Origin of the sequence: Clavibacter sepedonicus, assembly GCF_000069225.1 — a bacterium.
Taxonomy (GTDB): Bacteria; Actinomycetota; Actinomycetes; order Actinomycetales; family Microbacteriaceae; genus Clavibacter; species Clavibacter sepedonicus.
Map to the genome: position 1 here is coordinate 1,859,475 of NC_010407.1, position 19,938 is coordinate 1,879,412.

Here is a 19,938-nt window from a genome sequence, read left to right on the forward strand (position 1 = left end):
GGATCACTCCGCGACGCGCAGCTGCACCGTCCTGTCCACGAGGTCGTCGGGCACCTCCGTGTGCGTGAGCAGGAGCACCCCGCGGCCGTGGTCGCGGGCGGCGACGAGCACGTCCCGCAGCACCGCGCGGGCCTGCTCGGCGTCCACGTCCGCCGTCGGCTCGTCGAGCACGAGCACCGGGAAGTCGGCGAGCAGGGCCCGCGCCAGGTCGATGCGCTGCGCCTGCCCGCCGGAGACGAGTCCGCCGCGGTCACCCACGCGCGCGTCGAGGCCGCCCCGATCGGCGGCCCACCCCGCGAGGCCCACGCGCGCGAGCACGCCGACGAGCTCGTCGTCGGTCGCGCCATCGCGGGCGAAGAGCAGGTTCTGCCGGATGCTCGCGTCGAAGAGGTGCGGCGCTTGCTCGCAGAGGCCGACGATCCGCCGCACGGCCGACGGCGGCATAGACCTGGCGTCCCGCCCCTCCAGCTCGTAGGCGCCGCGCGACTCGAGGAACCGCGCGAGGGCGGCCGCGAGCGACGACTTCCCGGATCCGCTCGGGCCGCGCACGACCACCGTCTCCCCCGGCCGCACCACGAGCGAGACCGGCGCGAGGGCGTCCTGCCCGGCTCCCGGCCAGCGCGTGACCAGGTCGCGGACCTCGAGCGTCGTGCCCCGGGCCGGTGCGGCGACGGGGACGGGGTCCGCGTCGGCGCGCACCGGCTCCCGCGGGATCTCGTCGGGCACCGACTCCGGCACGACACCCGCCACGCGGGCGGCGCTCGTGCGCACGCGCCGCCACGCCTGCACCGCGAGGGGCACCGCCGTCGCCTGCTCGACGAGCGCGAGCGGCACCAGCGCGGCCAGCGCGAGCCACGCGGGATCCAGCGCGCCGGACGCGAGCCCCGGCACGCCCTGCAGCACGGTCCAGCCGGCGACCACGCCCGTGCCGGCGAGCACGACGCCCGTGGTGATGCCCGCCGCGGAGGCGCTCCGGAGCTCCGCGCGCCGGAGGTCGGCCGCGGCCCGGTCGATCGCGGCGAGGCGGTCGTCCACCGCCCCGAACGCGGTCAGCACGTCGAGGCCGCCGACGAGGTCGAGCACGAGGTCCTGCAGCAGGGCGCGGAGCGGCGCGATCCGCGTCTCGGTGCGCCCCGCGAGCGCGGTGGTCGCGCCGACCCCGACGACGAGCGCGACCGCGAGCGCGACGAGCAGGGCGATCCCCGCCGCGGGCAGCACCGCCCAGACGACCGCGACGCTCGCCGCCTGCACGAGCACCGACACCGCGAGCGGCTGGACGACGCGCAGCGGCAGGTCCTGGAGCCGGTCGACGTCGCCGACGAGCCGGGTGAGGAGGTCGCCGCGGCGCGTGTCGCGGAGCCCGGCGGGCGCGAACGGGAGGAGCCGCTCGAAGACGCCCACGCGCAGCGTCGCCAGCGCGCGGAAGGCCGCGTCGTGGCTCGTGATGCGCTCGAGGTAGCGGAACGCGGCCCGCCCGAGCGCGAACGCGCGGACCCCGACGATCGCCATGCCGAGGAACAGGATGGGCGGCTGCTCGGACGCGCGCGTGATGAGCCAGGCCGAGGTCGCGAGGAGCGCGACCGCGGCGACGGCGCTCGCGAGACCGGCGAGGAGCCCGGGCAGGGCGCGCCGGGCGGGCGGCTGCGCGAGCCGGAGGACGTCGTCGCGGTTCACGGCGCCACCTGCGCGCGCCAGGCGGGCTCGGGCGCGATGCGCGCGGGAGGGGCGGCGACGGCGCGCGAGTCGGGGACCTGCGGGGCCGCGTCCGCGTCGGATCCGCCGCCCAGCGGCAGCTCGGCGTCCGCCGCCCGCACGAGCGCGCCGCGGTGGGTGACGACCACGACGGCGCGACCCTGGTCGGCGAGCGCGCGGATCCCGGCGGCGAGGCGCTCCTCGGTCGCGGCGTCGAGGGCGGAGCTCGGCTCGTCGAGCAGCACGAGCGGGCAGTCGAGGGCCATCGCGCGGTGCGCGGCGCGCGCGACGGCGACCCGCTGCGCCTGCCCGCCGGACAGCCCCTGCCCGCCGACGCCGAGCACGAGGTCGGGGTCGATCCCGCCAGCCGCCGCGAGCGCGAGGGCCCGCCGCACGAGCGCGTCATCGGGATCCGCGACGCCCAGCGCCACGTTCTCGCGCACGGTGCCCGCCACGAGCCCCGGCCGCTGCCCCGCCCACGCGATCTCGGTCGGGACGGGCGGGCGCGGCGCGGAAGCCTCCGCGCCGCCCGACCAGCCGATGGTGCCCTCCGCGGGCAGCTGCCCGCGGATCGCGGCGAGGAGCGAGGACTTGCCGACCCCGCTCGGCCCGGTCACGGCCGTGACGCGCCCGCGCGGGAAGGTCGCCTGGATCCCCGCCAGCACGGGACGGCCGTCGCGCGAGACGGCCAGGTCGCGGATCACGAGCGCGTCGCCCGCGGGAGCCGTCGCGGCCTCGCCGCCCGGCACGGGGCGCGACGCCCGGGCGGCCCGGTCCTCCTCGAGGATCCCGAGCACGTCGTCGGATGCCGCGACGCCCTCCGCCGCCGCGTGGAACTGGACGCCCACCTGCCGGATCGGCAGGAACGCCTCGGGCGCGAGCAGCAGCACGAAGAGCCCGACGCCGAGGTCGAGCTGCCCGCCGATGAGCCGCACGCCCACTGACACGGCCACGAGGGCGACCGACAGCGACGCCGCGAGCTCGAGCACGAAGCCGGAGAGGAACGAGATCCGCAGCACGCGCATGGTCTCGACGCGGTACTCCTCGGTGACGCGCCGGATCCGCGCGGTCTGCCGCCGGGCGCGCCCGAAGACCAGGAGTGTCGACAGCCCGTCGACCACGTCGAGGAAGCCCGAGGCGAGCTCCGTGAGGCGCGACCACTGCCGCCGCTGCACGTCCTGGGTGGCCCAGCCGACGAGCACCATGAACACGGGGATCACAGGCAGCGTCACGAGGACCGTCACGCCCGTGAGCGGGTCGGAGGCGAAGAGCACGGCCACGACGATCGGGGTCGCCAGCGCCGTGAGGATCAGCTGCGGCACGTAGCGGGCGAAGTAGGGGTCGAGCGCGTCGAGGCCGGGGCCCACGACGGTCGCGAGGCGCCCGCGGCTGCGAGCGGCCGTCCACGCGGGCCCGAGGTCCGCGATCGCCCGGAGCGCGCGACGTCGGAGCTCGGCCGTGACCCGCGCCGCGCCGCGCGCGCCGACCACGTCCAGCAGCCAGGCGGACGCGCCGCGCACGACGGCGGAACCGATGACGAGCGCGAGCTCGGGCGCGAGCGCGTCCGCGTCCGCCCCGCCGATCGCCCGCACGACGAGCTGCGTGAGCGACCAGCAGAAGGCGACGAGCGCGAGAGTCTGCACCACGCCCACGACGGCGCCCAAGGCGAGCATCGCGCGGGCCGACGCGGAGTGCCGCAGCAGGCGCGGATCCAGGGGCTTCACGGCGCGCCTAGTTGTACTGGGTCATGACGTTGGTGACACTCGGGCCGCGGGCGTGAGCCCGTGGCTTGAGTGGATTCGTTCAGTGTTGTAGTGCTCGATGAAGGGGTCAAGCGCGTCGGCGCGGTGTTGGTTGCTGGTGAAGGGTTGCCGGTAGGCCCACTCGGTCGCGAGGGTCCGGTTGAAGCGCTCGACCTTGCCGTTCTGCCAGGGGCAGTGCGGGCGGATGAACTTCTGCCGCGCGCCCAGGTCCTGGACGGCGTTCTTGAACGCGGTCGAGTGCCGGTAGGCGAACGCGTTGTCCGTGATGACCCGCTCGATCCGGGTGATCCCATGCCCGGCGAAGTACGCCGCTGCGCGGGTCAGGAACCCGGCCGCGGTCGCGCCTTTCTCATCGGGATGGATCTCCGCGTAGGCGAGACGGGTGTGGTCATCGACCGCGGCATGGACGTAATCGAACCCGATCCCGCGGCCGCGGACCTGCTCGCTGCGCCCGTGGACCCGCCAGCCGCCTCCGTCCGGGATCCTCCCGAGCTTCTTCACGTCCACGTGGATCAGATCACCCGGATGCTCGTGCTCATACCGGTGCGCCGTTGACCGGGATGCCCGGATCACGGCCCCGGTGACGGGGTCCAACCATGCCAACGGCGGCGCCCCGTGCCGGCGCAGGATGCGGGAGATCGTACGGGCCGGAACGCTCGTCACCGGAGCCAGCCGGGCGGGCCCGAACCGAAGTTCCGCGCGCGCAGCCAGCACGGCGCCTTCCTGTTCCGGACTCGTCCTCGCCGGCATCGACCGTGGTCTCGAGGACCGATCCGCGAGCCCCGCGACACCCTCCTGACGGAACCGGGCCACCCACCGATGCGCGCACTGACGCGACACCCCGAGCTCGCGAGCCACATGCGACACCGGACGACGATCCTCGACTACCCGACGCACGAGGAGAAGCCGACCATGAACAGTCAACCGGGCATTAGCGATGGGACATCGAGGCCTCCTGGCGATGGTTGAACTAGACAGCTCCATCAAGCCAGGAGGCCTCTCCACACGCCCCGAAGTGTCACCAACGTCATGGCCGAGTACACCTAGTGCGCGGCCTGGGCGATGACGGCGCGCGTGATGCGCTTCCGGAACACCCAGTACGTCCACGCCTGGTAGGCGAGGATCAGCGGCAGCGCGAAGCCCGCGGCCCACGTCATGATCGTCAGCGTGTACGGCGAGGACGAGGCGTTCTCGAGCGTGAGCCCGTTCGCGGGGTCGTTCGACGCGGGCATCACATACGGGTGCAGGGCCGTGAAGAGGCTGGCGACCGCGAGGGCGATGGTCGCCGCGAGCAGCCCGAACGCCCACCGCTCCCGCCCTCGGACGTTCGCGAGGTACGAGCCGACGAGGGCGACGGCCGCGAGCGCGGACACGAGCCCAGACAGCGCCGACCCGTGCGCGAGCGTCGTCCAGACGAGGAACGCCGCCGCGATGACGATGGTGACGGCTCCCACGCGCATCGACAGCAGGCGGGCGCGTGCCCGGATCGGCCCGTCGGTCTTGAGCGCCGCGAACTGCAGGCCGTTGACGAGGAACAGCGAGAGCGTCGTGAGGCCGCCGAGCAGCGCGTACGGGTTCAGCAGGTCGAGCGTGGATCCCGTGTAGTCGTGGTTCGCGTCCATCGGCACCCCGCGCACCACGTTCGCGAACACGACGCCCCAGAGGAACGACGGCACGACCGAGCCCGTGACGATCATCGCGTCGAACCACCCGCGCCACCGGTCGGACGCGCCCTGGTGCCGGAACTCGAACGAGACCCCGCGGAGGATGAGCGTGATAAGGATCGCGAGCAGCAGCAGGTAGAAGCCGCTGAACATCGTGGCGTACCACTCGGGGAAGGCCGCGAAGAGCGCGGCCCCGGCGACGATGAGCCACGTCTCGTTGAGGTCCCACACCGGCCCGATGGTGTTGATGAGGACGCGGCGGTCGGTGTCGTCCTTCGCGAGGAACGGCAGGCTCATCCCCACGCCGAAGTCGAAGCCGTCGAGCACGAAGTAGCCGACGAAGAGGAAGGCGATGACGCCGAACCAGATGAGCGTGAGGTCCATCAGTACACGCTCGCTTCCCGGACGACCTCGCCCGTCACCGGGTCCGGCTCCTGCTCGGCCTCCGGGCCCTTCTGCGCGGCCTTCAGGATCAGGCGGAACTCCACCACCGCGAGCGACCCGTAGACCACCGTGAAGGCGACGAGCGAGATGAGCACCTGGAGCCCGGTGACGTTCGGCGAGACCGCGGACGAGGTCTGCAGCAGGCTGAACACGATCCAGGGCTGGCGGCCCATCTCCGTGAAGATCCAGCCGACCGTCATCGCGAGCAGCGGCAGCGGGGCGGCCCAGATGGCGACCCTCCACATCCAGGGCTTCGTGATCCGGCGGCCGCCGCGCGTGAACCAGAGGCCCCCGACCGCGACGGCGATGGCCGCCATGCCGAAGCCCATCATCCAGCGGAAGGCCCAGTAGGTGACCCAGATGGTGGGCGTGTAGTCGCCGGGGCCGTAGCTCGCGACGTACTGCGCCTGCAGGTCGTTGATGCCCTGGACCGTGCCGTCGAGCGTGTGCGTCGAGAGGAACGACAGCAGGTACGGGATGCGGATGGAGAACAACTCGCTCGAGCCGTCCGGCGTGCCCCACGTGAAGAGCGAGAACGACGCGGCGGCACCGGACGACGTGTCGTAGTGCGCCTCGGCCGCGGCCATCTTCATGGGCTGCGTCTGCACCATCGCGAGCCCGAGCGAGTCGCCGGAGAGGATGGTGAGCGCACCCGAGACGACCATGAACCACATGCCGAACCTCATCGCCGGCATCATCGTCTCGAGGTGCTGGTTCCGCGACAGGTGCCAGGCGGCGACCGAGATGATGACCGCGGCGGCGCACATGAAGGCCGCGAAGATCGTGTGCGGGAACGCGGCGAGGGCGACCTTGTTGGTGAGCAGCGCCCAGATGTCGGTCAGCTCGGCCCGGCCGCGCGCCTCGTCGATGCGGTAGCCGACCGGGTTCTGCATGAACGCGTTGGCCGAGAGGATGAAGTAGGCCGACAGGATCGACGCGACCGAGACCACCCAGATGGACGCGAGGTGCAGCTTCTTCGGGAGCTTGTCCCAGCCGAAGATCCACACGCCGATGAACGACGCCTCGAGGAAGAACGCGAGAAGGCCCTCGAGCGCGAGCGGGGCGCCGAAGACGTCGCCGACGAAGCGGGAGTACTCCGACCAGTTCATGCCGAACTGGAACTCCTGCACGATGCCCGTGACCGTGCCCATCGCGAAGTTGATGAGGAAGATCCTCCCGAAGAAGCGCGTGAGCCGCAGGTAGTGCTGCTTCCCCGTGCGCACCCACGCCGTCTGGTAGAGCGCGCAGACGAAGGCCATGCCGATCGTGAGCGGCACGAAGAGGAAGTGGTAGACGGTCGTGAGGCCGAACTGCCAGCGGGACAGCAGGAGCGGGTCGAGGAGGTCGTTCACTCCGGGCGACCGCTCTGGCGGCGGCCGGGTGCGGGGTGGTCTGCGGGAACGGGGTGCGGTGTCATGGCGACCGGATGCGCTTCCTGTGGAGGGCGGGTCATGCGGGGTGAGGCTCCATCGCGACACCACGATTCTACGACTTGTAGACGATCCGCGCGAGCCCGGCGCGCAGGTCCCGGCCGCGTCGCGTTGGCCGACCGGCGACGCGCGCGACACCCGGCGTTCACCCGGCCGGGCGATGGTCGGACCACGCACCCGGATCGGCGTCGACCCGGTGCGCCCACGCGCGGGGCCGGCTCCGGCTCCGCACCCTCCGTCGGCACCCGGATCCGGCACCGCACCCACCCGCACCGCGCACGTCGACCGAAGGGCCGCCGCCATGACCTCACCCGCTCCCGCCTCGCCGGCGTCCGACCGCACCCGCGGATCCGCGACGTCCGCCGCCGGCGCCCCCGCCTCGGCCTTCGTCGCCCTGCTCGTGGCCGACGGCGCGCACCTCACCGGACGGGTCGCCGAGACGGCCGACCGCCTCGAGTCCGGAGCGCCCGCCGAGCGCTACGACGCCCGCAGCGCGTCGGTCGAGGACGCGCTCGTCGTGGCCCTCGCGCTCGTGGCCGGCGGTCTCGACGTCCGCGACGCCGCCCAGCACGCCGTCGACGGGGATCCCGCGCCCGTCATCCAGGCCCTCCACTCGCTGGCCGGCCGCGGCGGCGTGGAGCCGTACCTCCTCCGCAACGGCCTCACGGTCGACCAGTTCCACGCGCTCCGCGACGCCGTCGTCGCGGGCGGCGGACGCGAGCTCGACGAGTCCCAGGACTGACGCCACTAGGCGTCCACCGCCGATCCCGGTCGCGCCCCTCCTTCTGGGGCCACGTCCATGTGTCCGCATAAATGAGGACCCGGCTAGAGTCGTCCATGAGCGCGCGGCCCTTACCCCCCCCTGGGTCGGGCGTTCGCAACCCGACGAGCTCGTCCGTCCATCCCCCCGGATCGGACGGCTCCCGGATCACGGAGATCTCCCGTCCCCCGAAGGACCGAGGTCACCGGAGAGGCCCGGCACCTGTGGCGTTCCCGCGCCCCGTGCCGGGCCTCTCGACGGTCCGCCCCGCGGATCCGCCCGCGCGTCAGCCCGCGCGGCCTCCCGGAGGCTCCTCCGCGGACGCGTCGTCCTCGACGAGCGGGAGGTGGAGGATCGCGAGGTCGAGCGGCCGGCCGAACTTCCAGCCGATGCCGGGCAGCAGGCCCACCTGCCGGAAGCCGAGCCGCTCGTGCAGGCGGATGGATCCGGTGTTCCCGGCCTCGATGTCCGCGAAGACGGCGCGCTTGCCCGCTGCCCGCGCGTGCGCGACGACCGCCTCGACGAGCGCGCGGCCGATGCCGCGGCCCTGGAACCCGTCGCGCACGTAGACGGAGTCCTCCACGGAGAAGCGGTAGCCGGACATGCGCCGCCACGGGCCGTAGGTGCCGTACCCGGCGAACGCCCCGTCGACCTCGGCCACGAGGATCGGGTCGCCCGCCTCGGTCGTCTCCCGGAACCACGCCTCGCGCTCGGCACGATCGACCGGTTCCTCCGTCCAGAGCGCGGTGCCGGTGAGGATCGCGTGGTTGCGGATCTCCAGCAGATCGTCGATGTCGCGGGGCTCGGCGGGGCGGATCCTCATCCCGGCAGGGTAGCGGAGCGGTCGCGTCGCGCCCTGCGGCAGGATCAACGCATGGACTGCACTTTTTCGCGGGTCGACTGGGACGACATCGACGCGACCTCCCTCCGCGCCGCCCAGCGCGCCGAGCTCGACCTCCGCTACGGCGGCGACCTGGAGCCCGGGACGAAGCCGACGGCTGCCGACATGGCCGCGTTCCTCGTGGCGCGCGACGCGGCAGGCGCGCCCGTCGGCTGCGGCGGGATCCGGATGCTCGGCGACCGCGGCGACGGGACCCCGTGGGCGGAGCTGAAGCGCATGTACGTGGTGCCCGCCGCCCGCGGGACGGGCGTCGCGACGGCCCTTCTCCGCACCCTGGAGGAGACGGCCCGGGAGCTCGGCGTGGTCGACCTGGTGCTCGAGACCGGACCCGAGCAGCCCGACGCCATGCGGTTCTACGTCCGCGAGGGCTGGACCGAGATCCCCCGCTTCGGCGCCTACGCCGACTCCGAGGGCTCGCGCTGCTACGCGCTGACGCTCGCGTGATCCGCCGGCTCCGGCTCCTCGCGCTCTCCTCGCACCCGGGGCCGACGGCCACCGTCACGGTGCTGGCGGGCGGGCTCGCCGTCGCGCTCGGCTACGGGCCCGGGCGCGTGGCCGCTGTGGCGCTGGCCGTGCTGCTCGGCCAGCTGTCCATCGGGCTCTCCAACGACTGGATCGACGCCGAGCGCGACCGCAGCGTCGCCCGCGCGGACAAGCCCGTCGCGCGCGGCGAGGTCGCGGTCGGGCACGTGCGGGCGGCCGCCCTCGCGACGGCGGCGGCGTGCTTCGTCTCATCGGCCGCGCTCGGGCCGGCTTTCCTCCTGGCGCACGCTGTGCTGGTGGGTGCGGGCTGGGCCTACAACGCCGGCCTCAAGCGGACCGCCGTGAGCGTGGTGCCGTTCGTCGTGGCCTTCGGGATCCTGCCGACGGTGGTGGCCCTCGGGGCGGCGGATCCGGTGCCCGCGGCCGCGTGGGCCATGGCGACGGGTGCGGTGCTCGGCGTCTCCATCCACTTCACCAACGTGCTGCCCGACCTCGAGGACGACGCCCGCACCGGAGTGCGCGGCCTGCCGCACCGGCTGGGGCGCGTGCCGTCGGGCCTCGTCGCGTTCGGGGCGCTCGCGCTCGGCGCGGTGGTCGTGGCCGTCGGCCCCGTGCTCGCGGATCCCGCGCACGCCGTCACGCCGCTCGCCGTGGCGGGGCTCGTCGTCACGCTGGGCATCGCCGCGTGGGGCGCCGTGCGCGTCGTGACCCGCCCGCCGGGCCGCCTGCTGTTCCAGCTGATCATGGCGGCGTCGCTGCTGCTCGTCGCCCAGATCGCGCTGAACGCGACGCGGCTCACCTGACGCGGGCGCCCGCGTCCCGGCCCATGGCGTAGACCGAGGCGAGCCCGGCCGCCGCGGGCGAGGCGAGCACCGCGCGGAGCCCGGCGTCGCGCACGAGCCGCGTGAGCCCGCGCACGGGTCGACCCAGCGCGGTGTTGATCTCCGACTGCACGGCCGCGCGGCGCGCGCTGGCGAGCCGGTCGCGCTCCCAGCGGGCGAGGCGCACGGCATCCGGCACGCCGCGGCGCGTGCGGACGGCGTCGACGAGGATCGGCGCGAGGGCGTCCGCGTCGAGCCAGCCGAGGTTCATCCCCTGCCCGCCGATGGGGCTGATCTCGTGGGCCGCGTCGCCGATGAGCACGGCGCGCCGGGCGACCATGCGGTGCGCGAGGCGGCGGCGCACCCCGAAGCCGCTCACCGGATCCAGCTCCGCGGTCGACACGACGTGGCCGGTGCGCTCCCCCACCGCGCGCGCGAGGACGGTCGCCGGATCCCCGTCGCGCTCCCCCTCCCGGAGGCCCACGACGAAGCGCCGCATGCCGCCCGGCAGCGGGAAGGACTCGACCACGCCGTCCGGGTGCAGCGTGACGACGGCGTCGTCGCCCGCGTCCGTGCGGTCGGGCGCGTCGCCCATGAGGAAGCGGTCGGGCAGCGGCCGCTCGTCGACGCCGATCCCGAGGAGCCCGCGGACCGCGCCGCGCGTGCCGTCCGCGCCGATCACGAGGGACGCGGTGACCTCGACGGTCGCGCCGTCGGCGTCCCGCCCGGTCGCGCGGACGACGCCGTCCGGCAGGCCGACGGGATCCGCGTCGAGCCCCGTGAGCGTCACTCCTCGGTGCAGCGCGCCCGGCGCGAGTCCCGTCAGGCGCCTGGCGAGGATCGCCTCCGTGCGCCACTGCGGCAGCGCCGCGACGTAGGGGTGCGTCGTCGATACGCGGGCGAACGAGACGCGTCCGAGCTCCCCGCGCGGCCCCATCGCGATGCCCCGGCGGACGAGGACCGCCTCGGCGACCATCTCCTCCGCCACGCCCAGCCTGTCGAACGCGTCGAGCGACGGCGCGTGGATCCCGATGGCCCGCGACAGCCGGGCCGGCATCGGCCGCGCCTCCCACACGCGCACGTCGAGCCCGGCCTGCGCGAGGAGCGCGGCGAGGTGGATCCCCACGGGCCCGCCTCCCACGATCAGCGCGTCGACGCGTGTCATCAGCCCGAGCGCTCGACGGCGTCGGCCCGGCTCGCGGACGGATCGCGGACGACGAGCACGCGGAACGGGGCGGCGCCCTCGACGCGCCAGCCGGCGGGCACCCGGAGCGCGAGCTCCACGGGCGTCCAGCTGCGGCGGATCGAGCGGAGCCCGTCGACGTGCACGAACGACCCGCGGGCGACCAGCCGGGAGGCGGGTCCGTAGAGGGCGTAGGCGAGCCGGCCGCGCGCGATGTCGCTGTGGATCGCGCGGGGGGCGAGCGCGGCGGAGTCGGCGAGCAGGGCGTCGAACGCGGCGTCGTCGAGGTGGTGCAGCACGTGGTTGCTCGTCACCAGGTCGAACCGGCGGCCCTCGGCCACGAGCTCGGCGCTCGACGCGGGGCGGAACGCGACATCGGGATCCCGCGGCCGGGCGCCGGCGAAGGCCGTCGCGCGCGGATCCGGGTCGATGCCCGTGACGCGCAGCCGCAGCCCGTCGCGCCGGGCCCACCGCGCGAGGGCGAGCGGCACGTCACCTCCGCCCGAGCCGATGTCGAGGAGCGTCGTCCCCCGGTCGGCGGACAGCAGCGGGCGGATCCGGGAACGGTAGACCCCGCGCCACCCCGCGACCACGCGGTTGACGACCTGAAACCGCGCATAGGTGCGGTCGAGCGCCGCGGGATCGCAGTCCGGGTCGTCCATGAGCTCGGCGAGCCGGGCGTCGCGGCGGGAGAGGTCCATCAGGCGGTCCGGCGCGTCATGAGGGCCGTCTCGACCGTCAGGCCGGGACCGAACGCCATGGCGCACACCCGTCCCGCGCCGGGCCCGGATGCCGGGATCGGCGCGGGCTCCGCGACGTCCGGGCGGCCGGGCACGTCGGCCGGCGGCGTCTGGTGCAGGATCCGCCGGAGCACGAACAGCACCGTCGCGCTCGACATGTTGCCCACCTCGGCGAGCGTCGACCGGGAGGCCTCGAGCTGCGCGGGCGCGAGCACCAGCCGGTCCTCGACGCGGTCGAGGATGCTGCGGCCGCCCGGGTGGATGGCCCAGTCCTCGATCTCCGCGGGGGCGACGCCCGCGAGCGCCGGGACCTGCGCCCACAGCGGCTCGAGCGCGCCCGTGATGTGCTCGTCGATGATCTTCGGCACGTAGCTCGACAGGATCATGTCGAAGCCCTGGTCGCCGATGGTCCACGCCATGTCGTCCTCGCCCACGGGCGTGAGGACGGTCTCGAACGCGTCGAGGTCGAGCGCGGTGGATCCGGCTGGAGCCGGTCGTGCGGTCACGATCGCGGCCGCCGCGCCGTCGCCGAAGACGGACGACGCCACGATCGTGTCGGCGTCGTCCGACGAGTGCAGGTGCAGCGAGCAGAGCTCCACGCACACGACGAGCACGACGGCGTCCGGATCGGCGGCGCAGAACTGCGAGGCCATGCGCAGCGCCGGGAACGCGCCGTAGCAGCCCATGAAGCCGAGGTGGAAGCGCTGGGTCGACGCGCCGAGCCAGAGGCCGCGCACGACGGCGTAGTCGGGTCCGGGGGCGTAGAAGCCCGTGCAGGAGACGGTGACGACGTGCGTGACGTCGGACGCCTCGATCCCCGCGGCCTCCTCGACCGCCTGGCGCGCCGCGCCGAGCAGCAGGGCGGGGGCCTCGCGGATGTACGTGTCGTTGCGCGCGCCGGTGCCCGGCGTCAGGATCCGTCCGCTCGCCCGGTCGTAGAAGACGGGTCCGCCGTCGGCGTCGTCGACGGGCGCGTCGGCGCCCGCCATCCCCGGCGCGGTGCCGAGCTCGCGGATCACCGTGTGGCGCGTGCGGATCCCCGACGCGTTGAACGCCGCCGACACGAGCCGGGTGCCGAGCCGCCCGAGCTCCGGCTGGCTGCCGAAGAGGTCGCGCACGCCGTCCTGCGCGAGGACCGTCGGCGGCACCGCCGTGGCGATGGAGCGGATGGAGGCGATCAGCGTCGGCCGCCGGAGACGACGGCCGCGCCGACCGCGAGCACGACGGCGACGGCACCCGCGCCGATCGACGCGGCGACGGCCGGGTCCTTCCGGGTGAACGCGCGCGTCCGTCGGGACACGTCGTGGGCGGTGGTGCGGACGTGCGACGTGACGTCGTCGCGGATGGCGCGGGCGCGGGCCGAGGCGTCCGCCTTCAGCTCCGAGGCGCGGGCCGCCACGTCGAGCGCGGTCTCGAGCTCCCGGACGGTGCGCGCGAGCTCGTCGCGGCCGGTCTGGATGTCGCGCTTCAGCTCCTCGGGGCTCCGCTTGGGCGCAGGCGGGATGTGCGCGCCCTGGCCCTCGGGCGCCGACTCGGCGACCGTCTTGTGCTTGCGGACCTCGCGGGCGACCGTGGTCACGGCACCCAGGACGCTCACCTCGCCGCTCGGGGACTTCTTCTTGGCCATGCGCGGGCTCCTGCGCTCGTCGATCGTGCGGGTGGATCCATTCTGCTCCGTCGGGCCGCGCGCGGGCACCGACGGCGCGAGGGGCCGGCGCTGGTGCGTCGGCCCCTCGCGGGTGCCGGGCGTCGCCGCCCGGCCGGCACCTCCTAGAAGAGGGCCTTCTCCTTGAGCCAGTCGGCGGCGATGGCGGCCGGCTCGGCCTTCTCGTCGCCCTGGTTGCGGCGGTTCATCTTGGTGAGGTCCTCGGTGGTCAGCGCGGCCGACACCTTGTCGAGGATCGCCGTGACGTCGGGGTTCATCTTCGCGGTCTTGACGAGCGGCACGACGTTCTGCGCCTTGATGAGGTTCTCGGGGTCCTCGAGCGTGACGAAGCCGTTGTCGAGGATCGACGGCGTGGTCGAGTAGATGTTCGCCATGTCGACCTGGCCGTCGAGAAGCGCCTTGACGGTGTTGGGGCCGCCCTGGTCCTCGATGGTGACGAGGCTCGCGTCGATGCCGTACGTGCCCGTGAGGCCGGGGATCCCGTACTCGCGCTCGCCCAGCACCGCACCGCCGCCGACGCGGACGGTCTTGTCCTTGAGGTCGGAGAGGCTCGTCACGCCGTTGGCCGCGGAGTACTCCTTGGTGACGTTGTACGAGTCCTTGTCCTCGGCGGGCGACTCGTCGAGCACCTCGAAGCCGTCCGGCAGCGCGGCGCCGAGCGCCGCGTAGACGTCGTCGCTGGAGGTCGCCGTCGACTCGTCGTCGTACGCGGCGAGCAGGTTGCCCGTGTACTCGGGGATGAGGTCGATGGACCCCTCCTCGAGCGCCTTGAGGTAGACCTCGCGCTCGCCGATCTGCAGGTTGCGCGTGACCTTCACGTCGTTGGCCTCGAGGGCCTGCGCGTAGACCTCGGCGAGGATGACGTTCTCACCGAACGCGGCCGAGCCCACGGAGATCGTGTCGGTGGGCGCGGCGGAGGCCGAGCCGCCCGAGGTGTCGAGGGGGTCGCCGGACGAGCAGCCGGCGAGGGCCATTGCGGTGCCCAGCGCGACGGTGCCGACGAGGAGCCGGCGGGTGATGCTGTGGGTCATGTGCTGTGTTCCTTTCAGGGAGTGGTGCTGACCGCGGGCCTCGACGAGGTACGCGGTGAGTCGGGGGTGCGTCCTGCGGCGGCGACGACGCCGCGGGGGACGACGGCGCGCTGGACGATCGCGAAGACCGCGTCGACGACGAGCGCGAGCGCGGTGACGAGGATCGCCGACGCCAGGAGCAGGGGGAAGTTCCGCGTGGTCAGGCCGGTGAAGATGTCGCGGCCGAGTCCGCCCAGCCCGAGGTAGGCGCCGAGCGTCACGGTGCTGATGACCTGGAGGGTCGCCGCGCGGAAGCCGCTGATCATGAGCGGGAGCGCGAGCGGGATCTCGACGCGACCCAGGATCTGCGTCTCCGTCATCCCGACTGCGCGCGCCGCGTCGATCGCCGAGCGGTCCACGGCCTGCACGCCGGAGTACACGCCGGCCAGCAGCGGTGGGATGCCGAGGAGCGAGAACGTCAGGATCGGTCCGGTGAGGCCAATGCCGAAGAGCAGGCCGAGCAGGACAAGGACGCCGAGGGTGGGCAGCGCGCGGAGGCCGTCCGAGAACGCCACGGCCACGTTGCGGCCGCGGCCGGTGTGCCCGATGTAGAGGCCAGCGGGCACGGCGATGATGGCGGCGACGCCCATCGAGAGGGCGGTGTACCCCACGTGCTCGAGCAGGCGCGTGCCGTACCCGGTCGGACCCGCCCATCGCGAGGCGTCGAGGAGGAGGGCGAGGGCCTCGGCGAAGAGGTTCACGAAGCACTCGCATCCGTGACGAGCGCGGCACGTCGGGCCGAGCGGCTCCTCGCACGCAGGGACGGTTGGGTGGACCAGGGCATGAGGAGCCTCCCGGCCAGCAGGAGGATGAGGTCGAAGACGAGCGCGATCACGACGATGCCCACGATTCCGGTGATGATCTCCGTGTAGAACTGGCGCCGGTACCCGCTGAGGATCATGGTCCCGAGGCTCAGGATCCCCGACAGCGAACCGACCGTCACCATGCTCACGGTGCTGACGGAGACGACGCGGAGTCCGGCGAGGAGCACGGGTCCCGCGAGCGGCAGCTCGACCCGCCAGAAGCGCGCCCATCCGGCGTACCCCATGGCCGTCGCGGACTGCTTGACATCCTCAGAGACCGAGGCGAGCGCGTCCGAGGTGATGCGGATCATGAGCGCTACGGCGTACACGGTGAGGGCGACCACGACGTTGCGCGGATCGAGGATGTTGGTGCCGATGATCGCCGGCATCGCGAGCAGGAGCGCGATCGACGGGATCGTGTAGAGCGCTCCACCGACGGTGAGCAGGGCGCCACGGGTGCGCCGGTACCGGTTGGCGAGCCAGCCGAGCGGCAGCGAGATGACGAGCCCGAGGAGGACGGGCGGCGCGGCCAGCGCGACGTGCGCGACGGCCAGGTCGAGCACCGTGCCGATGTTGGCGAGGACCCAGTTCACGCGGGTCCCGCACCCTGCGCCTGGGCACCGGGGGCGTGCGCGGCCCCCGCCTCGGTCGGAGCGGATGCGGATCGGGCTGCGGAGCGCCCCTCGTCGTCGAGCACGCCCACGAGGCGGCCGTCGCGGTCGACGAGCACCTGTCCCGTGCCGGTGTCCTCGACGTGCAGCGCGCGCTTGCCCTTGTCGGCGCCCACGAAGTCGCGGACGAAGTCGTTCGCCGGGTTCGAGAGGATCTCCTGCGGCGTGCCCTGCTGGGCGATGCGGCCGCCCTTCTCGAGGATCACGACCTGGTCGCCGAGCAGGAACGCCTCGTCGATGTCGTGCGTCACGAAGACCACGGTCTTGTCGAGCTGCGTGCGCAGGCGGATGAGCTCCTGCTGGAGGTCGTCGCGCACGAGCGGGTCGACCGCGCCGAACGGCTCGTCCATGAGCAGGATGTTCGGATCCACCGCGAGGCCGCGGGCGACGCCCACGCGCTGCTGCTGGCCGCCGGAGAGCTGCGACGGGTAGCGGTCGGCCATCGACCGGTCGAGGCCCACGGTGTCCATCAGCTTCAGGGCGCCCTCGCGCGCGGTCCGCTTGTCGACGCCGGTGAGGCGCGGCACGGTCGCGATGTTGTCGACGACCTTGCGGTGCGGGAGGAGGCCGGAGTTCTGCATCACGTAGCCGATGCTGCGCCGGAGCTTCACGGCGTCCTGGCTGGCGATGTCGGTGCCGTCGATCTCGATGCGACCGGACGTCGGCTCGACCATCCGGTTGATCATGCGCATGAGGGTCGTCTTGCCGCAGCCCGAGGATCCGACGAGGACCGTCGTGGTCTGCGAGGGGACGACGAGGCTGAAGTCCTCGATCGCGAGCGTGCCGTCCGGGTACTGCTTGCGGACGTGGTGGAACTCGATCATGGGTGGCTCATTCCTCGTAGTCACTACGAATCGACACTTGCCAGGCACACTAGCGAACCACGACCGCGGCGGAACGGTCGCACCGGGCCGTCCCCTGACGCCACTTCGTAACAAATGGATGCTTCCGCGGATAGCCCCCGCATGCCGCGGGCGCGTCGGTCGGCGTCGGGTGCGTCGGCCAGGATGGAGGGCATGACGCGCATCCTCGCCCGGGCCACGACCGCCGACGACCTGGTCGGGCTGCTCGACGTGGACCACGCGGGCGACGCCGTGCCGGGGCCGTCCTGGCGCATCGTCCCCGGCCAGCGCGTTGCGGTCCTCGTCGACACGCTGCCCCGCCGCGCCGAGGGCGACACCGAGGACCAGGTGCCCGTGCGGCGCCTCGAGTCCGCCCGATGGGGCCTCGTGCCCGCGGGATCGTCCGGGCCGGACCAGGGCCCGCCGGTCGCCGAGATCCCCGCCGAGCAGCTCGCCTCCCGGCCGGAGCTCCTGCAGGCGCTCGTGTCCCGGCGCGCGGCGATCCCGGTGTCGGGCTACTACGAGCACCACGAGACCGACGACGGACTGCGCACCCCGTACCTCGTGGGCGCGGGCGACGGCACCGTGCTGCTCGCGGCGCTGTACGAGTGGTGGCGGGATCCCTCGCGCGCCAGCGACGATCCCGCCCGCTGGGTGCTGAGCTGCGCGGTCGTCACGCGGCCCTCTGCCGGGACCGTGGAGGCGCTGGCGGAGCGCATGCCCGTCGTCCTCTCCCCCGACGTCGTCGAGGAGTGGCTCGACCCCACGGCCGAGGGCTCCCCCGAGCTGCTGCGGGCCGTCGCCACCCAGGCGGAGGACGTGATCGAGGAGCTGGCGATGGACGAGGTCGGCCCCGGCATCGACCAGGGCGCGCCGGACTCGGCAGAGCTCGCCCGGCCGGTGTGACGCGCGCCCGCCGCTCCCGGCGTCTGGTTGACTGAGCCCGTGGCCCCCTCCTCGAAGAAGAAGAAGCACGCGACCCGCACGCTCCTCGAGTCACCGGCCGCCGCACCCGTGCTGCACCGGGCGGCGCGCATCGAGGACCGCATCCACGAGATCCGCGAGGGCCGTGCCCGCAAGCGGGGCCTGAAGCCCACCGTCATCCCCTACGCCGGCTACGGATCCGTGCGCTGGGTCCGCGTCCTCTGCCGCGTCCTCCTCACCGATACGAAGAGCAAGCGCGCGCTGGCCGGCGACAAGGTCGTGCGCGGCTGGCGGAGCTTCACGAGCGTCCCGCTCACGGACGTCGACGTCGTCGTCGAGATCGACGGCACCGAGCACCACGTGCGGGCCGACCGCGGCGGCGTCGTGGACCAGGTCGTCGAGGCGAGCCTGCCGAGCGGCTGGCACACGATCCGCATCCGGTCCGAGGGATCGGAGACCGTGGACGCGCCCGTCTTCATCGTGGGCGACGACGTGCGCACCGGGATCCTCAGCGACATCGACGACACCGTCATGGTCACCGCGCTCCCCCGGCCGTTCCTCGCCGCGTGGAACACCTTCGTGCTCGACGAGCACGCGCGGACGCCGACCCCCGGCATGGCCGTGCTCTACGAGCGGCTCCGCCTGCAGCACGAGGGAGCGCCCGTCCTCTACCTCTCCACGGGGGCGTGGAACGTGGCCCCGACGCTCACCCGGTTCCTGTCCCGGAACCTGTACCCGCCGGGACCGATCCTCCTCACCGACTGGGGCCCCACCGTCGACCGGTGGTTCCGCAGCGGCATGGAGCACAAGCGCAACAACCTGCAGCGCCTCGCGGCGGAGTTCCCGCACGTGAAGTGGATCCTCGCGGGCGACGACGGCCAGCACGACGAGCTGCTCTACGGCGAGTTCGCCGAGCGGCACCCCGGCAACGTCGAGGTCGTCCTCATCCGGCAGCTCTCGGCGGGCGAGGCCGTGCTCGCGGGCGGCAGGGCGAAGGCAGAGAAGCGCGCGCTCGACAGCTCGATCCCGTGGGTCTACGCGCCGGACGGGGCGAGCCTGCTCGCGCAGCTCGACGACCTCGGCCTCGCCGACGACTCGGGCACCCGGATCGGCACCTGACCCGGACGCCGACCGGCACGACGAAGGGCCCCGCGATCATCGCGGGGCCCTTCGTCGTCGTGCAGGTGGATCAGACGGCGTCGGTGAGCGCCTGGAACTCGTCGTCGGTGAGCTCGATGCCCGCCGCGGCGATGTTGTCCTCGACGTGGCCGACCGACTTGGTGCCGGGGATCGGCAGCATGACGGGCGAGCGGCGCAGGAGCCAGGCGAGCGCGAGCTGCGAGGCGCGCGCGTCGTGCTGCTTCGCGAGGGCGTCGAGCGGGCCGCCGTCCTTCGCGAGCTCGCCGGTCGCGAGCGGGAACCACGGCATGAAGGCCAGGCCCTCGGCCTCGGCGTAGTCGAGCAGCGGCTCGGCGTCGCGCTTGGCGAGGTTGAAGAGGTTCTGCACGGAGACGATCTCGGCGATCTCGCGCGCGGCCTTCACGTCGTCGACCTGCACCTCGGAGAGGCCGATGTGGCGGATCTTGCCCTCGGACTGCAGGTCCTTGAGCACGCCGATCTGGTCGGCGAGCGGCACGGCGGGGTCGATGCGGTGCAGCTGGTAGAGGTCGATGCGCTCGAGGCCGAGGTGGCGCAGGCTCAGCTCGGCCTGCTGGCGCAGGTACTCGGGGCGGCCGACGGGCTGCCAGTCGCCGGGGCCGGGGCGCGTGAGCCCGCCCTTGGTCGCGATGACGACGTCGTCGGCGTACGGGTGCAGCGCCTCCTTGAGGAGCTCCTCCGCGACGAACGGGCCGTAGGAGTCGGCGGTGTCGAAGAACGTGACGCCGAGCTCGGCGGCACGGCGGATGACGCGGACGGCCTCTTGCGGGTCCTCGGGGGCGCCCCAGACGCCCTCGCCGGTCAGCTGCATGGTGCCGTAGCCGAGCCGGACGACGGGCAGGTCGCCGCCGATGGTGAAGGTGCCGGAGGCGCCGGCTGCGCGGGTGGTGTCGGTCATGTGGACCCTCCTCGGGTGTCGATGA

The 19,938-nt window shown here is 73.6% G+C and carries 20 protein-coding genes; 5 read left to right on the forward strand and 15 right to left on the reverse strand.

Annotation, left to right across the window (positions count from 1 at the left end; translation table 11 throughout):
- Positions 1–3: 3 nt before the first annotated feature.
- Genes cydC through CMS_RS08745 form a run of 5 tightly spaced genes read right to left on the reverse strand, consistent with a single transcriptional unit; the run spans position 4 to position 6,915 of the window.
- Positions 4–1,674 (reverse strand): thiol reductant ABC exporter subunit CydC, encoded by a 1,671-nt coding sequence (gene cydC, locus CMS_RS08725; protein WP_012299108.1) that lies wholly within the window; start codon positions 1,672–1,674, stop codon positions 4–6.
- Positions 1,671–3,416, reverse strand: coding sequence for a thiol reductant ABC exporter subunit CydD (gene cydD, locus CMS_RS08730; RefSeq protein ID WP_012299109.1), 1,746 nt, complete (start codon positions 3,414–3,416; stop codon positions 1,671–1,673). The genes cydC and cydD overlap by 4 nt, the downstream gene beginning before the upstream one ends.
- A gap of 21 nt (positions 3,417–3,437) precedes the next feature.
- Entirely contained in the window at positions 3,438–4,439 is a 1,002-nt protein-coding gene (locus CMS_RS08735; RefSeq protein WP_049791918.1) for an IS481 family transposase, read from the reverse strand.
- 59 nt (positions 4,440–4,498) lie between these two features.
- Positions 4,499–5,503, reverse strand: coding sequence for a cytochrome d ubiquinol oxidase subunit II (gene cydB, locus CMS_RS08740; RefSeq protein WP_012299111.1), 1,005 nt, complete (start codon positions 5,501–5,503; stop codon positions 4,499–4,501).
- On the reverse strand, positions 5,503–6,915 hold the full coding sequence (locus CMS_RS08745) for a cytochrome ubiquinol oxidase subunit I (protein WP_012299112.1): 1,413 nt from the start codon (positions 6,913–6,915) through the stop codon (positions 5,503–5,505). The genes cydB and CMS_RS08745 overlap by 1 nt, the downstream gene beginning before the upstream one ends.
- 379 nt (positions 6,916–7,294) lie before the next feature.
- On the opposite strand from CMS_RS08745, the gene CMS_RS08750 reads away from it, so the two are divergent.
- On the forward strand, positions 7,295–7,735 hold the full coding sequence (locus tag CMS_RS08750; protein ID WP_012299113.1) for a hypothetical protein: 441 nt from the start codon (positions 7,295–7,297) through the stop codon (positions 7,733–7,735).
- Between the two features lie 304 nt (positions 7,736–8,039).
- Here CMS_RS08750 and CMS_RS08755 read toward each other — a convergent pair whose 3' ends face one another.
- On the reverse strand, positions 8,040–8,576 hold the full coding sequence (locus tag CMS_RS08755) for a GNAT family N-acetyltransferase (protein ID WP_041464974.1): 537 nt from the start codon (positions 8,574–8,576) through the stop codon (positions 8,040–8,042).
- A 51-nt stretch (positions 8,577–8,627) separates the two neighbouring features.
- On the opposite strand from CMS_RS08755, the gene CMS_RS08760 reads away from it, so the two are divergent.
- Together CMS_RS08760 and CMS_RS08765 are read left to right on the forward strand one after the other, a co-directional pair.
- On the forward strand, positions 8,628–9,098 hold the full coding sequence (locus CMS_RS08760) for a GNAT family N-acetyltransferase (RefSeq protein WP_012299115.1): 471 nt from the start codon (positions 8,628–8,630) through the stop codon (positions 9,096–9,098).
- Positions 9,095–9,940, forward strand: a complete 846-nt coding sequence (locus tag CMS_RS08765) for a UbiA family prenyltransferase (RefSeq protein WP_012299116.1) — start codon at positions 9,095–9,097, stop codon at positions 9,938–9,940. The genes CMS_RS08760 and CMS_RS08765 overlap by 4 nt, the downstream gene beginning before the upstream one ends.
- Here the strand turns inward: CMS_RS08765 and CMS_RS08770 are convergent.
- The 8 genes from CMS_RS08770 to CMS_RS08805 form a co-directional block, all read right to left on the reverse strand.
- Positions 9,933–11,123, reverse strand: a complete 1,191-nt coding sequence (locus CMS_RS08770; protein WP_012299117.1) for an FAD-dependent oxidoreductase — start codon at positions 11,121–11,123, stop codon at positions 9,933–9,935. The two genes, CMS_RS08765 and CMS_RS08770, sit on opposite strands and share 8 nt — an antisense overlap.
- Positions 11,123–11,842, reverse strand: a complete 720-nt coding sequence (locus tag CMS_RS08775) for a class I SAM-dependent methyltransferase (RefSeq protein WP_012299118.1) — start codon at positions 11,840–11,842, stop codon at positions 11,123–11,125. The genes CMS_RS08770 and CMS_RS08775 overlap by 1 nt, the downstream gene beginning before the upstream one ends.
- Complete coding sequence (locus CMS_RS08780; RefSeq protein ID WP_041464562.1) at positions 11,842–13,062, reverse strand: type III polyketide synthase; 1,221 nt, start codon at positions 13,060–13,062, stop codon at positions 11,842–11,844. The genes CMS_RS08775 and CMS_RS08780 overlap by 1 nt, the downstream gene beginning before the upstream one ends.
- Positions 13,059–13,508, reverse strand: coding sequence for a DUF3618 domain-containing protein (locus CMS_RS08785; RefSeq protein ID WP_106408643.1), 450 nt, complete (start codon positions 13,506–13,508; stop codon positions 13,059–13,061). Before CMS_RS08785 ends, CMS_RS08780 begins: the two co-directional genes overlap by 4 nt.
- A gap of 143 nt (positions 13,509–13,651) precedes the next feature.
- A complete protein-coding gene (locus CMS_RS08790; protein WP_012299121.1) occupies positions 13,652–14,578 on the reverse strand; it encodes an ABC transporter substrate-binding protein in 927 nt (308 codons plus the stop codon).
- 14 nt (positions 14,579–14,592) lie between these two features.
- The gene (locus tag CMS_RS08795; protein ID WP_012299122.1) at positions 14,593–15,318 is read right to left on the reverse strand and encodes an ABC transporter permease; all 726 of its coding nucleotides are present in this window, start codon (positions 15,316–15,318) and stop codon (positions 14,593–14,595) included.
- The gene (locus CMS_RS08800) at positions 15,315–16,013 is read right to left on the reverse strand and encodes an ABC transporter permease (protein ID WP_012299123.1); all 699 of its coding nucleotides are present in this window, start codon (positions 16,011–16,013) and stop codon (positions 15,315–15,317) included. Before CMS_RS08800 ends, CMS_RS08795 begins: the two co-directional genes overlap by 4 nt.
- Complete coding sequence (locus tag CMS_RS08805) at positions 16,010–16,915, reverse strand: ABC transporter ATP-binding protein (RefSeq protein ID WP_012299124.1); 906 nt, start codon at positions 16,913–16,915, stop codon at positions 16,010–16,012. Before CMS_RS08805 ends, CMS_RS08800 begins: the two co-directional genes overlap by 4 nt.
- A gap of 192 nt (positions 16,916–17,107) precedes the next feature.
- Between CMS_RS08805 and CMS_RS08810 the strand changes: the two genes are divergently transcribed.
- Both CMS_RS08810 and CMS_RS08815 read left to right on the forward strand, forming a co-directional pair.
- Positions 17,108–17,839: an SOS response-associated peptidase gene (locus CMS_RS08810; protein WP_041464563.1), complete on the forward strand. Its 732-nt coding sequence runs from the start codon at positions 17,108–17,110 to the stop codon at positions 17,837–17,839.
- 39 nt (positions 17,840–17,878) lie between these two features.
- The gene (locus CMS_RS08815) at positions 17,879–18,976 is read left to right on the forward strand and encodes an App1 family protein (protein WP_174270081.1); all 1,098 of its coding nucleotides are present in this window, start codon (positions 17,879–17,881) and stop codon (positions 18,974–18,976) included.
- 70 nt (positions 18,977–19,046) lie between these two features.
- Here the strand turns inward: CMS_RS08815 and CMS_RS08820 are convergent, their stop codons facing one another.
- Positions 19,047–19,913, reverse strand: coding sequence for an aldo/keto reductase (locus CMS_RS08820; RefSeq protein WP_012299127.1), 867 nt, complete (start codon positions 19,911–19,913; stop codon positions 19,047–19,049).
- Positions 19,914–19,938 lie beyond the last annotated feature (25 nt).